Genomic DNA, 22,151 nt, shown 5'->3' on the forward strand with positions numbered 1-22,151 from the left:
CTAGGCCGTGACACCTCTCGCGTCACGGCCCGCCGACACAACGTCACGCGCCGCGCGCGCGGTGAGCGCTGGTATTCTGGACGCTGGTTCATATCAGGCACGCTCACACGGTGCCGCCTATATCGCTTGGAGACGCCCATGGCTGACGCGCAGATTCCCGACAAGCCCGCCCTCGAAGGCCTCGAAGCGAAGTGGAGTGACGCCTGGGAGCAGTCCGGCGTCTACCGCTTTGACCGTACCGCTGCCACCACGAATGGCCGCGAGAGCGTGTTCTCCATCGACACGCCGCCGCCGACCGCTTCAGGCAGCCTGCACATCGGTCACGTGTTCTCCTTCACGCACACCGACGTGAAGGCACGTTTTGAGCGCATGCGCGGCAAGAACGTGTTCTACCCGATGGGATGGGACGACAACGGCCTACCGACTGAGCGTCGCGTGCAGAACTACTACGGCGTGAGATGCGACCCCTCACTCCCCTACGAGGCTGACTTTGAGCCCCCGTTCCGTGGTGGCGACAACAAGTCATCCAAGGCCGCAGACCAGAAGCCGATCAGCCGCCGCAACTTCATCGAGCTGTGCGAAGAGCTGACCGTCGAAGACGAGAAGCAATTTGAAACGCTGTTTCGACAGGTCGGTTTGAGCGTCGACTGGACCCAGACGTATCGCACCATTTCTGACGACACCATCCGCACATCGCAGCTGGCATTCTTGCGCAACCTGGAGCGCGGCGAGGCCTATCAGGACCTCGCGCCGACGCTGTGGGACGTTGACTTCCGTTCGGCGATCGCGCAGGCAGAACTCGAAGACCGCGACCAGCAGGCGTCGTTCCACAAGATCGCCTTCCACGGCGCCGGCGGCGACGTCGTGATCGAATCGACGCGCCCCGAACTTCTCCCGGCGTGCATCGCCCTCGTCGCGCACCCCGATGACGAGCGTTACCAGCCGCTGTTCGGCACGACCGTTCGCTCCCCCTTCTTCGATGTCGAGGTTCCGGTTCTTCCCCACCACCTTGCCAAGCAAGACAAGGGTTCCGGCATCGCCATGGTGTGCACCTTCGGTGACATCACCGACATCGTATGGTGGCGTGAATTGCGCACCGTTGATGGCGAGAGCCTGCCCAACCGCACCGTGCTGGGACTGGACGGCCGCTTCTTGGCAGAGGCGCCGGCCGGCATCACGTCGACCGAAGCGATTGATTTCTACGCGGCCGAGGTTGCCGGCAAGACGGTCTTCTCTGGCCGCAAGGCGATCGTTGAGAAGCTGCAGGAAACGGGCGAAATGCTCGAAGTTTCCAAGCCTTTCACGCACCCCGTGAAGTTCTTCGAAAAGGGCGACCGCCCGCTCGAGATCGTCTCCACCCGCCAGTGGTACATCCGAAACGGTGCACGCGATGCCGAATTGCGCGATCGTCTGCTCGCACTGGGCGCCGAGCTCAACTGGCATCCAGACTTCATGCGCGTGCGCTACGAGAACTGGGTCGGCGGCCTCACCGGCGACTGGCTCGTTTCGCGCCAGCGCTTCTTCGGAGTGCCGATTCCGGTTTGGTACGCACTTGATGAGAACGGCGAGCGCGACTACAGCCGCGTCATCACGCCCGATCTCGGTCAGTTGCCGGTTGATCCGTCGACCGACGCGCCGGCCGGTTACAACGAGAGCCTGCGCGGCAAGCCCAACGGCTTTGACGGCGAAGTTGACGTGTTCGACACGTGGGCGACGTCGTCGCTGACGCCGCAGTTGGCCGGCGGCTGGGAGCGCGATGAGGAGCTGTGGAACCTCGTGGCACCGTTTGATCTGCGACCGCAGGGTCAAGACATCATTCGCACATGGCTGTTCTCCACAATGCTTCGCTCGGCTCTCGAAGATGACCGCTCTCCGTGGTCTGATGCGGCAATTTCTGGCTTCATCGTTGACCCTGACCGCAAGAAGATGTCCAAGTCCAAGGGCAATGTGGTCACCCCCGCAGACATTCTGAACCAGCACGGCACGGACGCGGTGCGCTACTGGGCTGCTTCCAGCCGCCTGGGGTCCGACGCCGCGTTCGATCCGCAGAACCCAACGCAGGTCAAGATCGGCCGTCGCCTTGCGATCAAGGTGCTCAACGCCGCGAAGTTCGTGCTGTCGTTCGGCGATGCTGCACCCGAGGCAGTCACCGAAGCCCTGGATCTGTCGATGCTGGCAACGCTGGACGGCGTCATCGCTGAGGCAACAAAGGCGCTGGAGTCGTACGATCACGCTCGCGCGCTCGAAGTCACCGAGAGCTTCTTCTGGGTGTTCTGCGACGACTACCTTGAGCTCGTCAAGGAGCGCGCCTACGCGGGTGGCGCCGAGGGCGCCTCGGCCGTCGCTGCCCTGCGCATTGCGCTGTCGAGCCTGCTGCGACTTCTCGCACCCGTGCTCGCGTTTGCCGCAGAGGAAGCCTGGTCGTGGTTCAACGAGGGTTCTGTGCATGACGCGCAGTGGCCCGAGGCTCGCGGCACGGTTGGTGACCCTGCCGTACTGTCGACCGCGTCGTCCGCACTGATCGGAATTCGCCGCGCGAAGACCGAGGCAAAAGCCTCGCAGAAGACGGCCGTTTCGCGCGCCGTGATCGCCGCACCCGAGACGATTCTCCCCGCGCTCACGGCGGCAGCGACCGACCTCAGTGCCGTCGGTCGTATTGAGACGCTGGAGATCGTTGTCGGCGATGAGCTCGCCGTCATCTCGATCGAGCTGGCTCCGGCGGAAGACGCCTAATGCAACTCGGCACGCGCTGGGCGTCGGGAGCGGAACCACCGCGTTCCGTTCCCGACGCCCTCCGCGGCGCCATTGCCGCGGTCGATGCGGAGGCTCCGGCGGGTGCAATGTGGACGCTGACGTGGCTGGAGGGCCGCCCCTGCGCCGAGATCGATAGCGGTTACGAGGTCTTGCTCACCGCGGACGATGAGGTCATCACGCAGCCATGGAGCTGACAGACTCGCGCCGAGGTGCCGGGATGGGTTCGTTGTAGTCGGAGGCGCGGAGGATCACGCGTGACCACGCCAGGGTCGCCACCAGTTGCACGCCCGCCCCAATGATGAGGGGTAGGCGCAGGTCTTCCCTCGCTACCAGCCCGCCCAGCAGGGTGGCGACCGGCATCACACCCCAGGTGACCGACCGGATAATGCCGAGAACGCGGCCAAACAAACGGTTGGGAATGATGGTCTGACGCAGCGCACCCCAGGGCACGTTCCAGATGTTCACGCATGCCGCGAATGCCGCGTAAGAGATCATCGCTGTGACCAGGTTTGGCGCGATCCCTACCGCGGCCATGGCGCCAACGCAGGCGACATTTGTCCAGAACATGACGGCGCCGCGACCAAATCGCGCCACGAGTCGCGGCGAGATGATGGAACCAAACAGTGCCCCCAGGCCGACGCCGCTCATGACGAAGCCAATCGCAGCCTCGGGTACCTGCTGCTCGTCGAGAAAGTACAGGAAGGTCGCCGCCTGCGCGAACGCCAGGCTTGATCCGACCACGGTCGTGTAGAGCGTCATGGCACGCAGATACTTCGTATGCCAGATGTAGTGCAGTGCCTCTGTGGCGCCTGCGCCGCCCGAGAACTCTTCGTGTTCCGCAACCAGCGGACGCGCAGCACTGAGCGGCAAGAACACCGCGAGTAGCACGGGCACAATAAACGCGACCGCGCCAAGCCACAACGGTAGCGCGAGCGATACGGCGAACAGCACGCCAGCAATCGGTGCAGCGAGAAAGCTGTCGATGGTGATTTGCGCTGCCTGCATAAAGCCGTTGGCGCGATCAAGAGCCTTGCGAGGCGTGACCGCCGGCACGATCGCATTCGTTGCGTTATCAAACAGGGTCTCGCCCAGCCCAAATACCAACGTCGCGATCAGCAGGCTCGCAATCGTTAGCGTTCCGGTCGACGCCAAGATGGCAAGTACCAGCGCGACCCCGCCGCGCAACGTGTTGGCGAAGGCCATGATGTAGCGCCGATCGAAGCGGTCGACGATCATGCCTGCGGGCAATCCAAAGATCAGCCATGGTAGAAACGCCACGGCCACGATCGCTGAGATCGCGAGCGGGTCGCGGGTGAGCGTGGTGGCGATGAGCGGAACCGCGGTGCGGCCAAGACCATCGGCCAGATTAGAGAAAGCGGCCGCGGTCCACAGCCGCGAGAACGCAGAGCCCCACGGCGGCGTTGCGCCGTCGCGTTGCCCTCGGCGTTTCATCGCGGAAGAATTCCGAGGTGACGCACGGCCGCGGCATCGCTTCGCACGTTCGTTGCGGTATCGAGGTGCTGCAGCCGATTACCGTCGTGGCGACGCTCCATAAATGCGACGAGCGCGGCAGAGGAAGCCAGCAACAGGCGGTCAATAGTCGTGACCGTGCGCGGTACGGCGCGCGGCAGAGTCATGGTGGTCATGTCAGCTCCGATTGATCAAAGCGAGGAAGGGGAAAAATGTCGGCGCGAATCGCAAAGCGACGAACGCCCTCACCGGTCTGGTCGCGGTATTTCTCCACATATTCGGAGATCACCTTGGCAACCGCATCTGACATCTCAAAGAATTGCTCGTCAGTGAGTGCTGCGGTCGAGGTCGTCAGGAGCGCGGTCATTTCGTCTTCGTTGACCACATTCTCCGTCTCGCGAAGAAAGGCGATGAGTTGCTCGTGGCGACGGCGGTAAAACTCTTCGACCACGATTGCGGAGGCGAGTTTGCCAGCGGGCGTCACGCGCGCTTCGGGTGACCCCATCGATACGGCGCCGCGCGGGCGTTCCCACCACCGTTCGCGCGCTGTTCCCTGCCCTGCAACCTCACGGATGAGGTTGTGCTTGGCAAGCTCGCGCAGGTGGTAGCTGGTGACCCCCGAACTCTCGCCGACGTGCTCGGCGAGCGAGCTCGCCGTTTGCGCGCCGTACTGGCTCAGGATGTCGTAAATCTCCAAGCGCAGCGGGTGCGAGAGCGCCTTCAAGGCCGAAGCGTCAAGAATGCGCTCTTCGTGCTGGTCAGGTGAGGTCATGTCACCATCGTAAACTTGCAAAGAAACTTTTGCAAGCATTTCTTTGCAATGCTTTGTTTGCAACATTCTCTTTGCATGTCGCCCTGAAGGCGAGCGGCGCGCTCGATAAGCTTTCGCCATGACAGCTACCGACAACCCGCTTCTGACTCCGTCGACGCTCCCCTATGGCATCCCCGACTACGCGGCGATCAAGCCCGAACACTACGTTCCGGCGTTTCAGGCGGCTTTTGCCGAACAGCGGCAGCAGATCAATGCGATCACCCGGGTGCGTTCGGCACCAACGTTTGAAAACACGCTCGAAGCGTGGGAGCGCACCGGCGCGCACCTCGAAGACGTTGCGCATGCGTTCTATACGGTGAGCTCGGCTGACGGAACGACCGACATTCAAGCGATCGAAGAAGAGTTGGCGCCGCTGTACACGGCTCACGGCGACGCGATCATTCTGGATTCTGCGCTCTACGCTCGCGTGCGTTCAATTTGGGAGTCACGCGATGAGCACGACTACACCCCGGAACAGCGCTACCTCATCGAGCGTCGCTATGCCGAAATGACGCACGCTGGCGCTGGCCTTGGCGACGACGCCAAAGATCGCCTCAAGGGTTTGAACACGCGACTGGCCTCACTCACGACAACGTTTGAGAAGAATCTGCTCGCCGACACGAACGCCCTCGCGCCGCACTTCACCGATGCGACCGCGCTCGATGGCGTCAATAGTGGCGAGCTCGACGCGGCCCGAGCCGCAGCCGCAGACCGCGGCGAAGAGGGCTACCTCCTCTCCCTCCCCCTCTTTACCGGTCACCCACTTCTTTCCTCGCTCACCAATCGGGCGACGCGAGAAACAGTGATGGCGGCCTCGCGCGCTCGTGCCACCACGGGCGTGAACACGAACACCGACGTGTTGCTAGAGATCGCACGGCTTCGCGCCGAGCGCGCCGAGCTGCTTGGCTATGCCTCACACGCCGCGTACATCACCTCTGACGAGACTGCCGGCTCGCCAGAGGCCGTTCACACCCGCTTGCGTGAGCTTGCCGCACCGGCCGCGCGCAATGCGCGCGCAGAGCAGCAAGCGTTGCAGCAGCTGATCGACGCGAACGAAGCGGAACCATTTGAGCTGCAGGCGCACGACTGGGCGTATTACACAGAGAAGGTTCGCGCTGAGAAATACGACGTTGACACCGCGGCCCTACGCCCGTGGTTTGAAGCGGAGCGGGTGCTGCAGGATGGCGTGTTCTTCGCCGCAACGCAGCTCTACGGCATCACTTTCGCCGAACGCGCCGACCTGCCGACCTACCACCCCGATGCGCGCACCTTTGAAGTGTTCAATGCCGATGGTTCCGCGCTGGGGCTTTTCGTGCTCGACCTCTATACCCGCGATACCAAGCGCGGTGGCGCCTGGATGAATCCCCTGGTTTCGCAGTCTCGGCTGCGGGGCACGAAACCCGTTGTCGTGAACAATCTGAACGTGCCAAAGCCCGCATCGGGTCCGACGATGCTGACCCTGGATGAGGTCAACACGCTGTTCCACGAGTTTGGTCATGCCCTCCACGGCCTCTTCGCCGTCGTGACCTACCCCCACTTCGCCGGAACCAACGTGTTCCGCGACTTCGTCGAATTTCCCAGTCAGGTCAATGAAATGTGGATCATGTGGCCCGAGGTGTTGAACAACTACGCCCGCCATATTGACACCGGCGAACCGCTCGATGCGGGCGTTGTGGCACGCATGCAGGAGTCGGAGACCTTCAACCAGGGGTTCGCGACCAGTGAGTACCTGGCGGCAGCGTGGCTCGATCAGGCGTGGCACTCGCTGTCTGCCGCAGAGGCCGCCGCGATCACCGACGTCGCCGCCTTCCAAGCAGCGGCACTTGCTGACATCGGGCTCGACAACGCGGTTGTTCCGCCGCGGTACGCGTCCACCTACTTCGCACACGTGTTTTCGGGCGGTTACAGCGCCGGGTACTACTCCTACATTTGGAGCGAAGTGCTTGACGCCGACACGGTGGAGTGGTTCAAGGAGTCGGGTGGCCTCACTCGCGCAAACGGTGACCGGTTCCGTCAGCGGCTGCTCGGCGTTGGGGGTTCCAAAGACCCGCTGGAGGCGTACCGTGACTTCCGTGGCCGCGACGCCGAGATCGCGCCGCTGTTGAAGCGACGCGGGCTCGACACCTGACATGTGGGGTGCGAGCGCTGGCGCTCGCACCCCAGCACGATTCGCACATTCAAGGAGAAGTCGATGTCTATTCCCCCATTGCCCCAGGCGCCCTATCGCGACGTCACGACCGAGATGCTGGAGGCCGAACTGCTCGTCGTGATCCGCCACGATGACGTCACCGTGGCCGATCTTCCCATCATCTTCGACGGCTCGTTTGGCGCGCTCGGCCGTGCTCTTGCCGCCGGACAGTTTGTTGCGGTCGGCCCGGCTTACGCCGTCTACCACGGCGATCCGCAGGGTCGGTTCGATGTCGAAGTCGGATTTCCCGCGATGGGCGCGCCGACCTCGGCGATCGACTCCCCCGCCGGCAGAATCCACGCCTCAGCGCTCCCCGCCGGACCCGTCGCGGTGCTCAGCCACGTCGGCGGCTACGAGTCAATGTCTACGACGTGGCAAACGCTGATGGCGGGGGTGGCGGCAGAGCCTCGTGGCATCTGGATCGAGGCGTATGTGAGCGATCCGAGCGCGACTAATCCTGACGAGCTCCGCACCGACCTCATCCTGCCGCTCAAGGGTTAGCGGGCGGGGCAGGCTTTCTCACGCTGGTCACGAAGACCAGCCACATGATGGTGCCAACCAACAGACCCCAGACGGCAGAACCAAAGCCAAACGCCGTCATTCCTGACGCGACGACGATGAAGGTTCCGATCGCTACTATCCGCGCGCGCGGATCTTCCAGAGCGCTCATGACCGCGGTGATCAGGGCTCCCAGCAACGCGAGGCCCGCGACCGACTCGATAAGCACGGCGGGGCTTGCGGCGATTAACGCGCCGGCGACACTCGCGCCCAACCCCAGCAGAATGTAAACCACACCACCGGTGGCGGTTGCCACCCAACGGCGATCGCGAGGCGTGTGTTCGTCCCCCACCATGATCGCCGCAGAAAGGGCCGAGAGATTGACCGTCTGCGCGCCGAATGGGGCCGATACGGCGCTCGCCAGGCCCGTTGAGATCAGAATCTTGCGGGCGGGCGCTGGGGCATACCCATACGTGTGAAGCACCGTAAAGCCGGGGATATTCTGACCCGCCATCGTCACCACGTACATCGGAATCGCGAGCGAAATGATCGCGAGCGGGTCATGGAATGACGGCGCGATCAGCTCAACGTGGGGCGCAAGCTTGGCGTTTTGCGACCACGTTGGCCCGGCATTGATCACGACCAACACGACGGTGAGCAACACGGCGGCCGATACCGCCCACCGCGGCGCGAACCGAGAAAGCACAAGCCACAGCAGGATCGGCGGCAGGGCGAGCGCCGGATACGCCATCGACGCGTGCACCGGAGCCAGGCAGATCGGCAGCAGGATGCCGGCAAGCATTGCGGAACCAATGGGCGCCGGGATGCTGGTCATCACTCGCGAGAGCCACGGCCAGAAACCGGTGAGCGCAATCATGGCTCCGACGACGATGAAGGCTGCGATCGCGGTCGCAAAGTCTTGGGTGATGGCGCTCGCTCCGACGAGAACCGCGGCACCAGGGGTCGACCAGGCGATGGAAATTGGCCATCGCGTCGTGAAGGAGAGCCCGATGGCGACCAGCCCCTGCACCAGGCTCACCACAAGCAACCCGGAGGCGGCCTGTCCGGCGGTCGCACCGACCGCGACGGCACCAGCCATCACGATTGCAAACGAGGAGGCAAACCCCGCCAACGCACCACTGGTTCCGGCGAGAACGGGCGCGAGCACGGAAGGCTTCGTTGCCTCGGGCTTTGTGGCCACCGACTACGCGCTCTTGCGCTTTTGCTTCATGACGAGCGTCGGCGCATCGCCGTCAACGACGGCCGCGCGTGTCACGATGACCTTCTGCACGTTGTCTGCCGAGGGAATCTCAAACATGATCGGCCCGAGCACGTCTTCGAGAATCGCGCGGAGCCCGCGGGCACCCGTCTTGCGGTTAACGGCAAGGTCGGCAACCGCCAACAGCGCTTCTTCATCAAATTCGAGGGTCACGCCATCAAGTTCAAACATGCGCTGATACTGCTTGACCAGCGCGTTTCGCGGCACGGTGAGAATCTCCATCAGGGCACGCTGATCGAGCGGCGACACCGAGGCCACGACCGGAAGGCGCCCGATGAACTCCGGGATCAAACCGAACCGGTGCAGGTCTTCTGGTAGCACCTCGGAGAACAGATCAAGGTCTTCACCCTTGTGGTGCAGCGGTGCGCCAAAACCGACGCCATGCTTGCCGACGCGCGATGACACGATATCTTCGAGCCCGGCGAACGCGCCGGCCACAATGAACAGCACGTTGGTCGTATCGATCTGGATGAACTCTTGGTGGGGGTGCTTGCGACCGCCCTGGGGCGGAACGGACGCGACCGTGCCTTCGAGAATCTTGAGCAACGCCTGCTGCACGCCCTCGCCCGATACATCGCGCGTGATCGAGGGGTTCTCCGCCTTGCGTGCGATCTTGTCGATCTCGTCGATGTAAATGATGCCGGTCTCGGCGCGCTTGACGTCGTAGTCTGCCGCCTGCAACAGCTTCAGCAAAATATTCTCAACGTCTTCACCGACGTAGCCCGCCTCGGTGAGCGAGGTGGCATCGGCAACGGCGAACGGAACGTTGAGTCGCTTGGCGAGCGTCTGGGCGAGATACGTCTTGCCGCAGCCCGTCGGACCGATCATCAAGATATTGCTCTTGGCAATCTCGATGTCGTCAGCCCGCTCTTCTGCCGCCTGCAAGGTTCCGCGTGCCCGCACGCGCTTGTAGTGGTTGTAGACGGCGACCGCCAGAGCGCGCTTGGCCTGCTCTTGCCCGACGACGTACTCCTCAAGGAAGGAGAAGATCTCTCGCGGCTTCGGCAGGTCAAACTCAACAACCTCACCGTTCGAGGCCTCCGCCATGCGCTCTTCGACGATTTCGTTGCACAGCTCGATGCACTCATCACAGATGTAGACGCCGGGGCCAGCAATCAGCTGCTGCACCTGCTTCTGACTCTTGCCACAGAAGGAGCACTTAAACAGATCGGCGCTCTCACCGAGACGTGTCATCGACTTCTCCTTCGTTTGCTGACTCTTTGAGCCTAAACGCTACAACCGACATCGGGTCGGATATTCGCTCGTATTGCGTCGAAATGACGATGGCCCCGAGAAGCAATCTCGGGGCCATCGAAGGGTGGTGATTAAGCGGTGAGCGCCTGTGGCTTGCGCTTGCGCGTGGTGAGCACCTGGTCAACCAGGCCGTACTCCAGCGCCTCGTGTGCCGAGAGGATCTTGTCGCGATCGATGTCCTTGTGCACCTGCTCAACCGAGCGGTTGGTGTGCTTTGCCATCGTCTCTTCCAGCCAGACACGCATGCGCATGATCTCGGCTGCCTGAATCTCGATGTCAGACGCCTGGCCGTGACCAGACTCGCCAACAGCAGGCTGGTGCATCAGAATGCGCGCGTTCGGCAGTGCCAGACGCTTGCCAGGCGTGCCGCCGGCAAGCAGAACGGAGGCGGCCGATGCTGCCTGACCCAGAACCACGGTCTGAATGTCGGGTGCGACGTACTGCATCGTGTCGTAGATCGCCGTCATCGCGGTGAACGAGCCACCGGGTGAGTTGATGTACATCGTGATGTCGCGGTCGGTGTCTTGGCTTTCCAGCACCAGCAGCTGCGCCATAACGTCGTCAGCCGAAGCGTCGTCAACCTGCACGCCGAGGAAGATCACGCGGTCTTCGAACAGCTTGTTGTACGGGTCTTGACGCTTGTAGCCATAGGCCGTGCGCTCTTCAAACTGGGGCAGGATGTAGCGGCTCGACGGCATCTGCAGGCCAGATGAGCCACCGTATGAGGGAGTGTTCATTACTCGATTCCTTCGTCTTTCTGCCGTTACTTCTCGGTACCGCCGCCGCCAGCCACATCGGTCGCGTGCTCGCGGATGTGGTCGACGAAGCCGTACTCGAGTGCTTCTTCCGCCGTGAACCAGCGGTCGCGGTCACCATCGGCGTTGATCTGCTCAACGCTCTTGCCGGTTTGGCCTGCGGTGATCTCGGCGAGACGCTTCTTCATGTCGAGAATGAGCGCGGCCTGGGTCTGGATGTCGCTTGCGGTACCGCCGAAGCCACCGTGCGGCTGGTGCAGCAACACACGTGCGTTCGGGGTGATGTACCGCTTGCCCTTGGTTCCGCTCGTCAGCAGCAGCTGCCCCATAGAAGCCGCCATGCCGATGCCGACGGTGACGATGTCGTTCGGAACGAACTGCATCGTGTCGTAGATCGCCATGCCTGCGGTGATGGAACCACCGGGCGAGTTGATGTAGAGAAAAATGTCCTTCTGCGGGTCTTCCGCAGCAAGAAGCAGGATCTTGGCGCAGATCTCGTTTGCGTTGTCGTCGCGAACTTCGGATCCGAGCCAGATGATGCGGTCCTTCAGCAGCCGGTCGAAGACGCTGGTCGCCATGAGGGGTTCAGCCATGAGTGCTCCCAATTCCTTGATGGTGATTCGAATCTACCGGCGTCACGGGCCCGTCTCGCCCGTGTTCGCCGTCGGCATATCACCTGTCGCATCGAGATGATCGGCGTACGCATTCACCGAGCGCTGATACATCGTGAGCGTCGGCGCCATGGTGCGCATGAGCAGCGCCAAACCGCGCTCTGGAGTACCTGCCGACGCATACGAGAGTGCAAGAAACACGGCGGTTTCTGGCCGCAGAGTTGCCGCCGGATTGGCGAGTTCCGTCTCCAGCAGCCGTACCGCTTCTGCCGAACTTCCGATGTTGCGGTAGGAGCTCGGAGCTGAATGACGGCCTGGGCGCGCTCATACTCCCCCAGGCCGCCGCGTAGGGCAGCCAGGTACAGCGGAATGGCATCGTGCTCGAGACCGGCAGCATCACGCGCGCCGCCGCGCTCGAACAGTCCGCGCGGATCATTGAACGGCAGTGTTGCCGCCAGTGCATCGATCACACGGATGCGCTCTTCGTCTGAGAGCGCATCGTCCTCCCATACCGCGGCAATCTGATCGTTCCAGTTATCGGCCACCATGTTCCGCTCGACCTCCCGGTAGATAGACGAAGGGCCGACGATACGTGATCGTCGGCCCTTCGCTGAATGATTACTCTGCCTTCTTGGCGGGAGCCTTCTTTGCAGCGGGCTTCTTCGCAGGCTTGGCCTCAGCGTCAGCCGCCTCGTCCTTCTTAGCAGCCGGCTTCTTCGCGGCAGGCTTCTTTGCAGCAGCCTTCTTCGCGGGCTTCTCAGCCTCAGCCTCAGCGGCCTCGTCAGCGCCGTCCTCAACAGCAGCGAAGCCGCTCAGGTCAACAGCCTTGCCGTCGGTGTCAACAACGGTGACCTTGCCAAGCGCAATCGCGAGCGCCTTGTTACGGGCGACCTCGGCGACGAGGGCAGGAATCTGACCGTTCTGCTGCAGGATGTCGGCGAACTCCTGGGGAGCCATGCCGTACTGGCCAGCCGACTGAATCAGGTACTGCGTGAGCTCTTCCTGACCAACCTGAACGTTGGCGTCTTCGGCAACGGCGTCGAGCACCATCTGCGTGCGGAACTGCTTCTCGCTCGCTTCGGTAACCTCGGCGCGGTGCGCGTCGTCTTCGAGACGGTTCTCACCTTCTAGGTGTGCGTGCACCTCGTCTTCGATGAGGGCCGGCGGAACCGGAATCTCCACCTTTTCGAGGAGAGCCTCGATGAGCTTGTCGCGAGCGGCAGCACCCTGCGTGAAGACGCCTTGCTCGGCAACGCGCGCCTGCAGGCTGTCGCGCAGCTCGGCGATGGTGTCGAACTCCGAAGCCATCTGAGCGAAGTCGTCATCGGCAGCCGGAAGCTCGCGCTCCTTGACGGCAACAACCGTCACAGCAACCTCGGCCTCTTCGCCAGCGTGCTCGCCACCGACCAGCTTCGAGCGGAACGTGGTGTCTTCACCAGCGGTCAGCGTCTCAACAGCCTCGTCGGTTCCTTCGAGCAGCTCGCCCGAGCCAACCTCGTACGACACGCCCTCGGCGCGGTCGATCTCGTTGCCGTCGATCGCAGCAACCAGGTTGAGCTCGACGAAGTCGCCCTTCTTGGCGGCGCGGTCAACCGTCACGAGCGTGCCAAAGCGGCCGCGCAGGCGGTCAAGCTCTTCGTCAACAGCGTTCTCGTCAACGGCAACGGCGTCAACAACAACCTTGATGTCGGCGAGCGCGGGGAGTTCGAACTCCGGACGAACGTCAACCTCAACCTCAACGACGACGTCGCCAGAGAAGTCCTTCTCCGACGGCCACTCGATGATGTCTGCCGACGGGCGACCCAGAACGCGCAGCTCGTTGTCGTTCACAGCCTGGCGGTAGAAACCGTCAAGGCCCTCGTTGACAGCGTGCTCGATGACAGCGCCGCGACCGACACGCTGGTCGATGATCGGTGCCGGAACCTTGCCCTTGCGGAAGCCAGGGATCTGAATGTCCTGAGCGATGTGCTCGTACGCGTGTGCAACGGAGGGCTTGAGCTCCTCCGGCGTGACCGTGATGCGCAGCTTGACCCGCGTGGGGCTCAGCTTCTCGACGGTGCTGTTCACCATGCTTGTTCGTTCTCCTTATTGGTTCTTCACGCACACAGGTGCGGGTGAAGATTCTGGATGGTCGTTGGTCGGGGCGACAGGAGTTGAACCTGCGACCTCCCGCTCCCAAAGCGGGCGCTCTACCAAGCTGAGCTACGCCCCGGAACTATTGCGCTGATACGCACGGAAACGACCCCAGAAAGTCTAGCCGAAGTAAATGCACTTCCGCGCCGCGGCAACACGCGAACGACCGAAATTTGGTCAAAGCGTCCTGAGCACTCGAAATTATCCGCTAGTGTAGACACGTTCAATCCAATGAACACCGAACGCGAAACAGGCTTAAAACCGCATGTTTCCGCGCTTCGGGGCTGTAGCTTAGTGGTAAAGCCTCTGTCTTCCAAACAGATGATGCGAGTTCGATTCTCGTCAGCCCCTCAGCAAAAATCCCCCGGCAACCCGGGGGATTTCCTGTTTCTGCCCGCGCCATCGGCCGCGGAAGCGTTTTTCGGCGGCATCTGCCAGCAATGGGATGGCCCGGGCGTGTCACCCGCGCCAACCCCTGGTTCCGCCCCCTCCCTGGTTGCGCCCCCTCCGCGGTTCCGCCGCCTCCGTGGTTCCGCGACGCACATTTTGCAGGCAGAAAGTCATTCTGTCGTCGGAAATTGCACGATTCGGGCCCGCGGAACCAAAAGTGACGACAAAATGAGGTCGCGACGCTCGCTGAAGCGGAAATCGGAACGACACCGGAACGTCAACAGTGCGGCTGCGGGAGCGGGGACCGTTATGGGAGCGGCTGAGGCGGAGGGCTCGCGACAAACGATGCGGTCACCATCGACCACAGCCAGTCGGCTGCGGTGTCAACATCGGGCAGCGGATCATGACGAAGCCACGCGGTGACAACACCAAGGGCGGTGCCACCAAACGCCTCACCAACCACATCGGTCGGCACGGTGAAAGCACCCTCCGGCACGACCCGGCGCACCACATCGATGGCGAGCGCACCAATATGACCGCGCAGTTGCGAGGCAACGACACCCGACCCGTGATCGCCAAGCACCCGACGATACAACTCGGCGTGATCGCGAATGTGCTCCAAATAGGTGAGCAGGGCGGGCGGCATTGGATCATTCGGATCTGCCTGATCCATTTCACGCAGCGACCCGGTAGCCGCATCGGCGGCAGCCTCGAGAGCATCGGCGAGCAATTCACCCTTGTCAGAGAAGTGCTGATAGAAGGTAGATCGGTTGACCCCGGCGCGGGCGGTGATGTCTGCGACGGTGATCTCATCAAGCGCGCGCTCCCCCGCCAACGCAATGACGGCCTCGTGCAACACGGCGCGACTGCGAGCTATGCGGGGATCCATGCACCCGATCTTGGCAGACGGGGCTCCGAAACCGGGAGTTTGCCGCATGATGTCGGCAACCATCGAGTTTTCCGACATCTGTTGGATAGTCTCATGGTGGGTTCGATGTGGCACCCGCGTTGTCCACTCTTTCGAAGGATTACTCATGGCGGAACTGCTCTATCGACTCGGGCGTTTCAGTGCGCGCCGCGCCTGGACTGTCATCGTCGGCTGGCTCGTTGTGCTTGGCCTCGCCGGCGGCGCGTTCCTCGCCTTCGGCGGCGCTCTCGCCACCAGCTTCTCCATCCCCAACACAGAAACCGAGCGCGTCAGCGACCAACTCGCCGACACCTTCCCCGAGCTGACGGGCGCATCGGCGACGGTGGTCTTTGCAACCGACGACGGCTCGGCGTTCACGGAGGCCCAAGAAGCCGACATCGCGGCGCTGCTAGACGATGTTTCCGCTATCTCCGGCGTTGCCGGAGTCACCAACCCGTTCGCCGTTGAGCAGCTTCGTGATGAGCAGGCCGCCGCGCTCGCCGACGGGCAAACCCAAATCGACGCCGCGACCACGCAGCTTGAGACGTCTCGCGCCCAGCTCGATGCGGGCCAACAGCAGCTCGATGCGGGCCGCGCGCAGATCGACGGCGCCATTGCGGCGGCGCAGGCCGATGGCACATACGATGCCGCAAAGCCAGTATTTGACGCTCAGCTCACGGCGCTGGACGAAGAGCAGAGCAAGATTGACGCGGGCCGCGCGCAGTGGGAGAGCGGAACCGCGGAGCTTGCGACCCAGCAAGACACGGTCACCAACGGGCAGACTCTCGTTGACCTGAGCGCCGAACTTTCGATGGTCTCAGACACCGGTTCAACCGCAATCGGCGGCATTCAGTTTGACGAGATGGTCTACACACTCCCCGACACCGTCAAGGCCGAGGTGCGCGAAACCCTCGATGCGGCCTCGATTGCCGGCGTGAGCCTTGACTACTCCGCCACCATCACGGTCAGCATTGACGGCCTGATCGGCGTTGGCGAGATCGTGGGCGTGCTGATCGCGGCCCTCGTGCTCATCATCATGATGCGCGCGTTCCTTCCCGCCGTCACACCGCTTCTGAGCTCCCTCGTCGGTGTTGGCGTTGGCGTTGCCGGGTCTCTGGCGTTCTCGGGCGTGGTCGACATGGCATCCGTCACCCCGGTGCTCGGCGTCATGCTGGGCTTGGCCGTCGGTATTGACTACTCGCTGTTCATTCTCAATCGGCACCGGCGTCAGCTGCTTCAGGGCATCGATGTGAGCGAATCCATCGGCCTGGCCAACGGCACCGCGGGTAACGCGGTGGTGTTCGCAGGAACCACGGTGATCGTTGCGCTCGTCGCGTTGCTCGTGACCGGAATTCCGTTCTTGGGAGTGATGGGCATCGTCGGCGCCGCGTGCGTAGCGATTGCCGTGTTGGTCTCGATCACCTTCACCCCTGCCCTCCTCGGGCTCATGAAGCTGCGGGCGCTGCCACGGCGCCAACGCGCTCAGATTGGCGCGGTTTCGGCTGCCGGTCGCCCGCTGAAGGCCATGAAGGTTGGCCGATCGATCTTGGCTGCCGCGGTCGCGATCGCCGCGCTACTGGTCATCGCCATCCCGGCGATGTCCATGCGACTCGGCCTGCCCGATGGCTCCTCGGAGCCGGTTGATTCCACGCCCTACCGGGCATACACCACGGTCGCCGAAGAATTTGGCCCCGGCCAGAACGGCACGCTACTGGTGGTTGCGACATTCGATGATGCGGTGGCAGAGGCCGACCAGTTGGCAACGCAGGCCGCCGTTGGCACGCAGCTGAGCGAGCAGGATGGCGTCGCAGCCGTTGCCCCCATCGCCGTCTCAGACGACAGCACGGTCTTCGCCTTCCAGGTGGTTCCGACCGATGGCCCGAGCAGTGAAACCACGGAGGCGCTTGTTCACGCCCTGCGCGGGCTCGACCTCAACGAAGACGCAGCTCTCGGCGTGGCGGGCCAGGCAACCGGCAACATTGACGTGTCTGAGAAGCTTCAAGACGCGCTTCCGATCTACCTGCTGGTGGTCATCGGCCTGTCTTTGATCATCATGGTTCTCGTCTTCCGCTCGATCCTGGTTCCGATCATCGCCACCGCCGGCTACGTGCTTTCCCTGTTCGCGGCGCTCGGTGCGGTGACCGCGATCTACCAGTGGGGCTGGCTTTCGGAGATTTTCGACGTGCACTCCCCCGGACCCGTCCTGAGCTTCGCGCCGATCATCCTGATGGGTGTGTTGTTTGGGCTCGCCATGGACTACCAGCTGTTCCTGGTGTCGGGCATGCGTGAGGCGTACGTGCACGGCACGCCGGCGCGCGAGGCCGTGGTGGCCGGAGTTCGCAATGGCCGCGCCGTGGTGACGGCGGCCGCCATCATCATGATCGCGGTGTTTGGTGGCTTCATCTTCAGCCACCTCACCATGATTCGCCCGCTCGGTTTCGGTTTGGCGATCGGCGTGCTGTTTGACGCTTTTGTGGTGCGCATGGTGCTGGTGCCCGCGGTAATGACCGTACTCGGTAAGTCGGCATGGTGGCTGCCGCGTTGGCTGGACCGCCTGCTGCCAGATGTCGACGTGGAGGGTGCGTCGCTTGAGCGTGCGCACCCGGTTGTGCACGTGCAGCAATCGCCCGAGTCCGACGCCTCGCGCGACGACGATCGCGAGCCCGCGCGGGTCTAGCAGTGCAAAAACCGCCGCCCTTCTGACTGAGAGGGGCGGCGGTTTTTGCCTGCGGGCGCGGAATATGCCCGCGCTAAATCAACCCGAGCGCTGACACGGCGTCATACTCGTCTTGCAACTCGGCGACAGATGCGTCAATGCGGCGACGAGCGAAATCACTGAGCTCAAGGTCTGGCACGATGTAGGCGTTTCCGTCGCTGGTGGTCACCGGAAACGACGAAACGAGTCCCTCTCTGACGCCGTACGAGCCGTCTGATGGCACGGCCATCGACACCCAGTCACCGGGGGCGGAACCATGCAGCAGGTCGCGTGCGGCATCGACCGTTGCCGATGCGGCAGAGGCCGCCGATGACGATCCCCGCGCCTGAATGATAGCGGCGCCGCGCTGCGCCACCGTCGGGATGAAGTTGTGCTCAACCCACGCGTCATCGTCGATAACTTCCAGCGCTGGCCGCCCGTCGACGAGCGCATGCGCAAGATCGGGGTATTGCGATGCAGAGTGATTGCCCCAGATACTCACCCGTGAGATCTCGCTCACCGCGGCACCGGTCTTGAGCGCAACCTGGGCGATCGCGCGATTGTGGTCAAGCCGCGTCAGCGCCGAAAACCGGTCTGCGGGGATGTCTGGAGCGTTGCGTTGCGCGATCAGCGCATTGGTGTTGGCAGGGTTTCCGGTCACGATAACGCGCACGTCATCGGCGGCCGCCTCCCCCAGGGCCCGCCCCTGCGCGGTGAAGATCGCGCCGTTTGCTTGCAACAGGTCGGCGCGTTCCATCCCGGGGCCCCGCGGGCGCGCGCCGACGAGCAGTGCCAAGTTCACGCCGTCAAACATCTCGCGCGGGTCAGAACCGATGTCGATGCCGGCCAACAGCGGGAAGGCACCATCCTGCAGCTCCATCACCACGCCCTCCAGCGCCTTGAGCGCCGGTTCCACCTCCAACAGCCGAAGGCGAAACGGTCGATGACGGAGAATGCCGCCAGCGGCGATCCGAAAGAGGAGGCTGTAACCAATCTGGCCGGCGGCGCCGGTGACGGCGATGGTGGGAATCTGGGCGTTGGTCATGCCAATACGCTAACCCAGCATGGCCGACAACGCATCGCCCGTGGTGCACTCGGCCCGGGTGACGCCATTCCCACGGAGGCTGAGCTCGCCGAAAAGTGGCAAACCTCGCGTGGCCCTATCCGCAATGCCCTTGCCGCGCTCAAGGCCGAGGGGCTCATTGAAACAAGTCGCGGTCGGCCAGCCCGTGTTCGGGAGCGAAAGTCAGGGCAGGCGGTGGATGTATCCATCCCCTTCACGCGGTGGGCACGAGACATTGGGGCGGTTCCGGCCGCGAGCACGCACGAAGTCAGCATGCGCCGAGCGGACGCGGAGAAGGCTGCGCTGTTGAACATCGCCGAGGGCGACGCAATTGTGGAGGTGCTTCGGCTGCGGAGCCTCGATAATCGCCGAACGATGCTCGAGCGACTGAGCTACACGGCCGACGTGGGCAGGGTGCTGTTTGACGTTGACCTGGATACCGTTTCGATCACGGAATACCTCGAATCTCGCGGATTCGCAGGCGCCACCGTCGAGCACGAGATCGATGCGGTAGCGGCCGATGAGACCGACGCGAAGCTACTGGGAGTGCCACGAGGCTTTCCGATCCTGCGCCTTCGCCGCATCAGTAGTGACGCGACTGGCACGCGGTTTGAAGCATCTGATGACCGCTATCTCAGCGATATCGTACGGTTCACGGTTTCGGCATCTGGTCGCTCACAGCGTGGCGATGCCTACGTGCGCCCACTCAGCGGCGCGTGATGCTGGCATAACGATCCGGTAAGCACACTGGTCGTGGCGTGATGAGTTCGAGACACGAGCCGGATACACTTACGCCACACATGACTCATGCACAGATGGGTGTTCTTATGAAGAACCGTATTTCCCGAATCGCACTGTTGGGCCTTACGGCCACGGCAGCGCTTACCCTTTCCGCTTGTGGTTCCTCCGCCGGAGGTGACGCCAAAAGTGGCGACACTGACGGCGGCATCACCACTGTTTCCGAAGGCAAGCTCACGGTTTGCTCCGACATTCCCTACGAGCCGTTTGAGATGCTCGATGAGGCCTCGGGCGAGCCGATCGGTTTTGACATCGACATCGTTCAGGCGGTCGCCGACGACATGGGCCTTGAGCTTGCTGTCGTCGACTCCTCGTTTGAAGCGATCACGAGTGGCCTGTTCGGCACCGACTGCGACATCGCGGCATCGTCGATCACGATCACGGATGAGCGCAAGCAAAACGTCGACTTCTCCGACCCGTACTACAACGACGCGCTCGTGCTGATTGCGGCCAAGGACGCCGGAATCACGTCGATCGACGACGCAAAGGGCAAGACCGTCGGTGTTCAGGCAGCAACGACGGGCGCCGTCTACGCCGCCGACAACGGCCTCGACCCGATCGAGTTCGAAGACTCCGGCCAGCAGATCTTGGCACTGACGGCAGGCAACACCGTCGCATCGCTCGGCAACCAGTCGGTGCTGAAGTTCGCCATCAAGGGCAACGACGACTTTGTGGTCGTCGAAGACATTCCCACCGATGAGAACCTCGGAATCATCGTTCCCAAGGGCAAGAACGCTGAGATTCTCGCCGAGGTGAACAAGACGATCAAGCGCCTGACGGACAGCGGTGAGCTCGCCGAGCTCGAAGCCAAGTGGTTCGAAGGCAAGTAACTAGCTAACAGGGGGCCGGCTCGCAATGATGCGGGCCGGCCCACTCATTGAAAGGTGCCACCTCATGGCATTGACCGCCACCCAGCGCAGACGACGCAGCCTGTGGGTTCAGGGAGCAATCGGCATCGTGGTCATCGCAATCCTTGCGTTGATCATTGACTGGCCAGCAGTAGCCGACTCGTTCTTGCGTTTCGACGTCATCCCCAAGCTCTTCCCGACGATTCTGTTCCCCGGGCTTGTCAACACGTTGCTTTACACCGCGACCTCGTTTGCCTTCGGCTTGACCCTCGGTCTGATTCTCGCGCTCATGCGCATGGCAACCTTCAAGCCGTATCAATGGATCGCAAAGGTCTACATCGAGTTTTTCCGCGGTATTCCCGCGTTGCTCGTGTTGATTGGCGCCGGGTTCTTGCTGCCCATCGCCTTCCAGGGCCTCAAATTGCCCTTGTGGGCAACGGTCATGATCGCGCTCGGCTCCGTTTCGGCCGCCTACATGGCCGAGACTCTCCGCGCCGGCCTGCAGGCCGTTCCCAAGGGGCAAATTGAAGCCGCTCGTAGCCTCGGCATGTCGCACACTCGCGCGATGATTACAATCGTCATCCCGCAGGCGTTCCGCATCGTATTGCCGCCGCTGACGAACGAGGTCATTCTGCTGACGAAGGACTCCTCCCTCGTCTACGTGCTTGGCATGCAGGCGATCAACTACGACATCACCAAGATCGGCCGCGACGGCATGATTACCTACGGCGGTGGCGCCACGGCCTTCGTGGTCGCTGGCCTGCTGTATCTCGTCATCACGGTTCCGCTCAGCATGCTGGCTCGCTGGTTCGAGCGCCGCAGCGAGCAAAACTCTCAGCGCACGTCGCGAAAGGAGAAGTGATGACTGCCACCATCGCACCCGCTGGCGTTCAGATCACGGGTCTACGCAAGTCGTACGGAAGTAACGAGGTGCTCAAGGGCATCGACCTGACGGTCAACCCAGGGCAAGTGGTGTGCTTGATTGGGCCCTCGGGTTCGGGCAAATCCACGCTACTTCGCTGCATCAACCTCCTGGAACAGCCGAACGGCGGAACAATTCACGTCGCCGGTTTTGATGCCACCGACGAAGATGTCGACGTCGATGCCATGCGCGCGCACGTTGGCATGGTGTTTCAGCAGTTCAACCTGTTCCCGCACCTCACCGTGTTGCAGAACTGCACGGTGGCGCAGGAGAAGGTGCTGAAGCGCTCACGTGCCGAAGCCGAAGCGGTTGCCCGCAAGCACCTTTCGGCCGTGGGACTCGGCTCGTTCCAGTCTCGCTACCCCGTCGAGCTCTCCGGCGGCCAGCAGCAGCGCGTGGCGATTGCCCGCGCGCTGTCGATGGATCCGAAGCTGATGCTCTTTGACGAGCCCACCTCGGCGCTCGACCCGGAAACCGTTGGCGACGTTCTCGCCATCATGCGCGGCCTCGCTCAAGACGGCATGACCATGGTTGTCGTGACGCACGAGATGGCGTTTGCTCGCGAAGTGGCCGACCACGTGGTGTTCATGGATCGCGGCGTCGTGGTCGAACAGGGCCATCCCGACCAGGTCATCGGCAACCCGAAAGAGCCGCGCACGCAAGACTTCTTGCGCCGCGTGCTGGATCCCACGCACGTTGAGGTGTCGCGAGACACCGCGAGCGTGCGCACGATCGAGAACTCTTAACAGTTCGCATCAAACGGCGGGGTCATCCG

The 22,151-nt window shown here is 62.8% G+C and carries 19 protein-coding genes, 2 tRNA genes and 2 pseudogenes; 11 read left to right on the plus strand and 12 right to left on the minus strand.

All coding sequences use genetic code 11. The features are described 5' to 3' along the window. The first annotated feature begins 138 nt into the window (after positions 1-138). Entirely contained in the window at positions 139-2,733 is a 2,595-nt protein-coding gene (gene valS / locus FVP60_RS01455) for a valine--tRNA ligase (protein ID WP_147824497.1), read from the plus strand. Continuing rightward, a complete protein-coding gene (locus tag FVP60_RS01460; RefSeq protein ID WP_147824498.1) occupies positions 2,733-2,948 on the plus strand; it encodes a hypothetical protein in 216 nt (71 codons plus the stop codon). The genes valS and FVP60_RS01460 overlap by 1 nt, the downstream gene beginning before the upstream one ends. Here the strand turns inward: FVP60_RS01460 and FVP60_RS01465 are convergent. The 3 genes from FVP60_RS01465 to FVP60_RS01475 are packed head-to-tail and all read right to left on the minus strand — an operon-like array spanning position 2,929 to position 4,996. Next, a complete protein-coding gene (locus FVP60_RS01465) occupies positions 2,929-4,206 on the minus strand; it encodes an MFS transporter (RefSeq protein ID WP_147824499.1) in 1,278 nt (425 codons plus the stop codon). The genes FVP60_RS01460 and FVP60_RS01465 overlap by 20 nt on opposite strands. After that, positions 4,203-4,400: a hypothetical protein gene (locus FVP60_RS01470; RefSeq protein ID WP_147824500.1), complete on the minus strand. Its 198-nt coding sequence runs from the start codon at positions 4,398-4,400 to the stop codon at positions 4,203-4,205. Before FVP60_RS01470 ends, FVP60_RS01465 begins: the two co-directional genes overlap by 4 nt. Continuing rightward, positions 4,397-4,996 carry a winged helix-turn-helix domain-containing protein gene (locus tag FVP60_RS01475; protein ID WP_147824501.1) on the minus strand — a complete coding sequence of 200 codons (600 nt, stop codon included), beginning with the start codon at positions 4,994-4,996 and terminating at the stop codon, positions 4,397-4,399. Before FVP60_RS01475 ends, FVP60_RS01470 begins: the two co-directional genes overlap by 4 nt. A gap of 118 nt (positions 4,997-5,114) precedes the next feature. Here FVP60_RS01475 and FVP60_RS01480 point away from each other — a divergent pair, with 118 nt between their 5' ends. Further along, a complete protein-coding gene (locus tag FVP60_RS01480) occupies positions 5,115-7,163 on the plus strand; it encodes a M3 family metallopeptidase (RefSeq protein ID WP_147824502.1) in 2,049 nt (682 codons plus the stop codon). A gap of 63 nt (positions 7,164-7,226) precedes the next feature. Continuing rightward, the gene (locus tag FVP60_RS01485) at positions 7,227-7,724 is read left to right on the plus strand and encodes a GyrI-like domain-containing protein (protein ID WP_147824503.1); all 498 of its coding nucleotides are present in this window, start codon (positions 7,227-7,229) and stop codon (positions 7,722-7,724) included. Here the strand turns inward: FVP60_RS01485 and FVP60_RS01490 are convergent. From FVP60_RS01490 to FVP60_RS01525, 7 genes and pseudogenes are all read right to left on the minus strand, one after another. Next, complete coding sequence (locus FVP60_RS01490) at positions 7,714-8,922, minus strand: benzoate/H(+) symporter BenE family transporter (protein ID WP_147824504.1); 1,209 nt, start codon at positions 8,920-8,922, stop codon at positions 7,714-7,716. The genes FVP60_RS01485 and FVP60_RS01490 overlap by 11 nt on opposite strands. A gap of 3 nt (positions 8,923-8,925) precedes the next feature. Next, positions 8,926-10,194, minus strand: coding sequence for an ATP-dependent Clp protease ATP-binding subunit ClpX (clpX, locus tag FVP60_RS01495; RefSeq protein ID WP_147824505.1), 1,269 nt, complete (start codon positions 10,192-10,194; stop codon positions 8,926-8,928). 131 nt (positions 10,195-10,325) lie between these two features. Continuing rightward, complete coding sequence (locus tag FVP60_RS01500) at positions 10,326-10,991, minus strand: ATP-dependent Clp protease proteolytic subunit (protein ID WP_147824506.1); 666 nt, start codon at positions 10,989-10,991, stop codon at positions 10,326-10,328. A gap of 26 nt (positions 10,992-11,017) precedes the next feature. Beyond that, positions 11,018-11,602, minus strand: coding sequence for an ATP-dependent Clp protease proteolytic subunit (locus FVP60_RS01505; RefSeq protein WP_147824507.1), 585 nt, complete (start codon positions 11,600-11,602; stop codon positions 11,018-11,020). Positions 11,603-11,644: 42 nt separating this feature from the next. Beyond that, a pseudogene (locus FVP60_RS01515) lies at positions 11,645-12,042 on the minus strand (tetratricopeptide repeat protein). Between the two features lie 196 nt (positions 12,043-12,238). Next, positions 12,239-13,690, minus strand: coding sequence for a trigger factor (gene tig / locus FVP60_RS01520; protein ID WP_147824509.1), 1,452 nt, complete (start codon positions 13,688-13,690; stop codon positions 12,239-12,241). A 65-nt stretch (positions 13,691-13,755) separates the two neighbouring features. Then, positions 13,756-13,832: transfer RNA gene (locus FVP60_RS01525), tRNA-Pro, on the minus strand. Positions 13,833-14,033: 201 nt separating this feature from the next. On the opposite strand from FVP60_RS01525, the gene FVP60_RS01530 reads away from it, so the two are divergent. Next, positions 14,034-14,104 (plus strand) — tRNA-Gly (locus FVP60_RS01530). A 346-nt stretch (positions 14,105-14,450) separates the two neighbouring features. Here the strand turns inward: FVP60_RS01530 and FVP60_RS01535 are convergent. Next, on the minus strand, positions 14,451-15,110 hold the full coding sequence (locus FVP60_RS01535) for a TetR/AcrR family transcriptional regulator (protein ID WP_187240526.1): 660 nt from the start codon (positions 15,108-15,110) through the stop codon (positions 14,451-14,453). A 67-nt stretch (positions 15,111-15,177) separates the two neighbouring features. On the opposite strand from FVP60_RS01535, the gene FVP60_RS01540 reads away from it, so the two are divergent. Continuing rightward, positions 15,178-17,727, plus strand: coding sequence for an MMPL family transporter (locus tag FVP60_RS01540; protein ID WP_147824511.1), 2,550 nt, complete (start codon positions 15,178-15,180; stop codon positions 17,725-17,727). Positions 17,728-17,800: 73 nt separating this feature from the next. On the opposite strand, the gene FVP60_RS01545 is transcribed toward FVP60_RS01540, so the two are convergent. Beyond that, positions 17,801-18,790, minus strand: a complete 990-nt coding sequence (locus FVP60_RS01545) for a malate dehydrogenase (protein WP_147824512.1) — start codon at positions 18,788-18,790, stop codon at positions 17,801-17,803. Here FVP60_RS01545 and FVP60_RS13180 point away from each other — a divergent pair. From FVP60_RS13180 to FVP60_RS01565, 5 genes and pseudogenes are all read left to right on the plus strand, one after another. After that, positions 18,689-18,967, plus strand: a pseudogene (locus tag FVP60_RS13180) (winged helix-turn-helix domain-containing protein); the annotation flags it as partial. The gene FVP60_RS01545 and the pseudogene FVP60_RS13180 sit on opposite strands and share 102 nt — an antisense overlap. 36 nt (positions 18,968-19,003) lie before the next feature. Continuing rightward, entirely contained in the window at positions 19,004-19,528 is a 525-nt protein-coding gene (locus FVP60_RS13185) for a GntR family transcriptional regulator (RefSeq protein ID WP_246132487.1), read from the plus strand. An 80-nt stretch (positions 19,529-19,608) separates the two neighbouring features. Beyond that, a complete protein-coding gene (locus tag FVP60_RS01555) occupies positions 19,609-20,436 on the plus strand; it encodes a transporter substrate-binding domain-containing protein (RefSeq protein WP_246132421.1) in 828 nt (275 codons plus the stop codon). A gap of 64 nt (positions 20,437-20,500) precedes the next feature. After that, a complete protein-coding gene (locus FVP60_RS01560; RefSeq protein WP_147824514.1) occupies positions 20,501-21,316 on the plus strand; it encodes an amino acid ABC transporter permease in 816 nt (271 codons plus the stop codon). Then, entirely contained in the window at positions 21,316-22,122 is an 807-nt protein-coding gene (locus FVP60_RS01565; RefSeq protein ID WP_147824515.1) for an amino acid ABC transporter ATP-binding protein, read from the plus strand. The genes FVP60_RS01560 and FVP60_RS01565 overlap by 1 nt, the downstream gene beginning before the upstream one ends. The last annotated feature ends 29 nt before the right edge of the window (positions 22,123-22,151 follow it).

The sequence above is a fragment of the Microbacterium mitrae genome (assembly GCF_008017445.1).
Classification (GTDB): domain Bacteria; phylum Actinomycetota; class Actinomycetes; order Actinomycetales; family Microbacteriaceae; genus Microbacterium; species Microbacterium mitrae.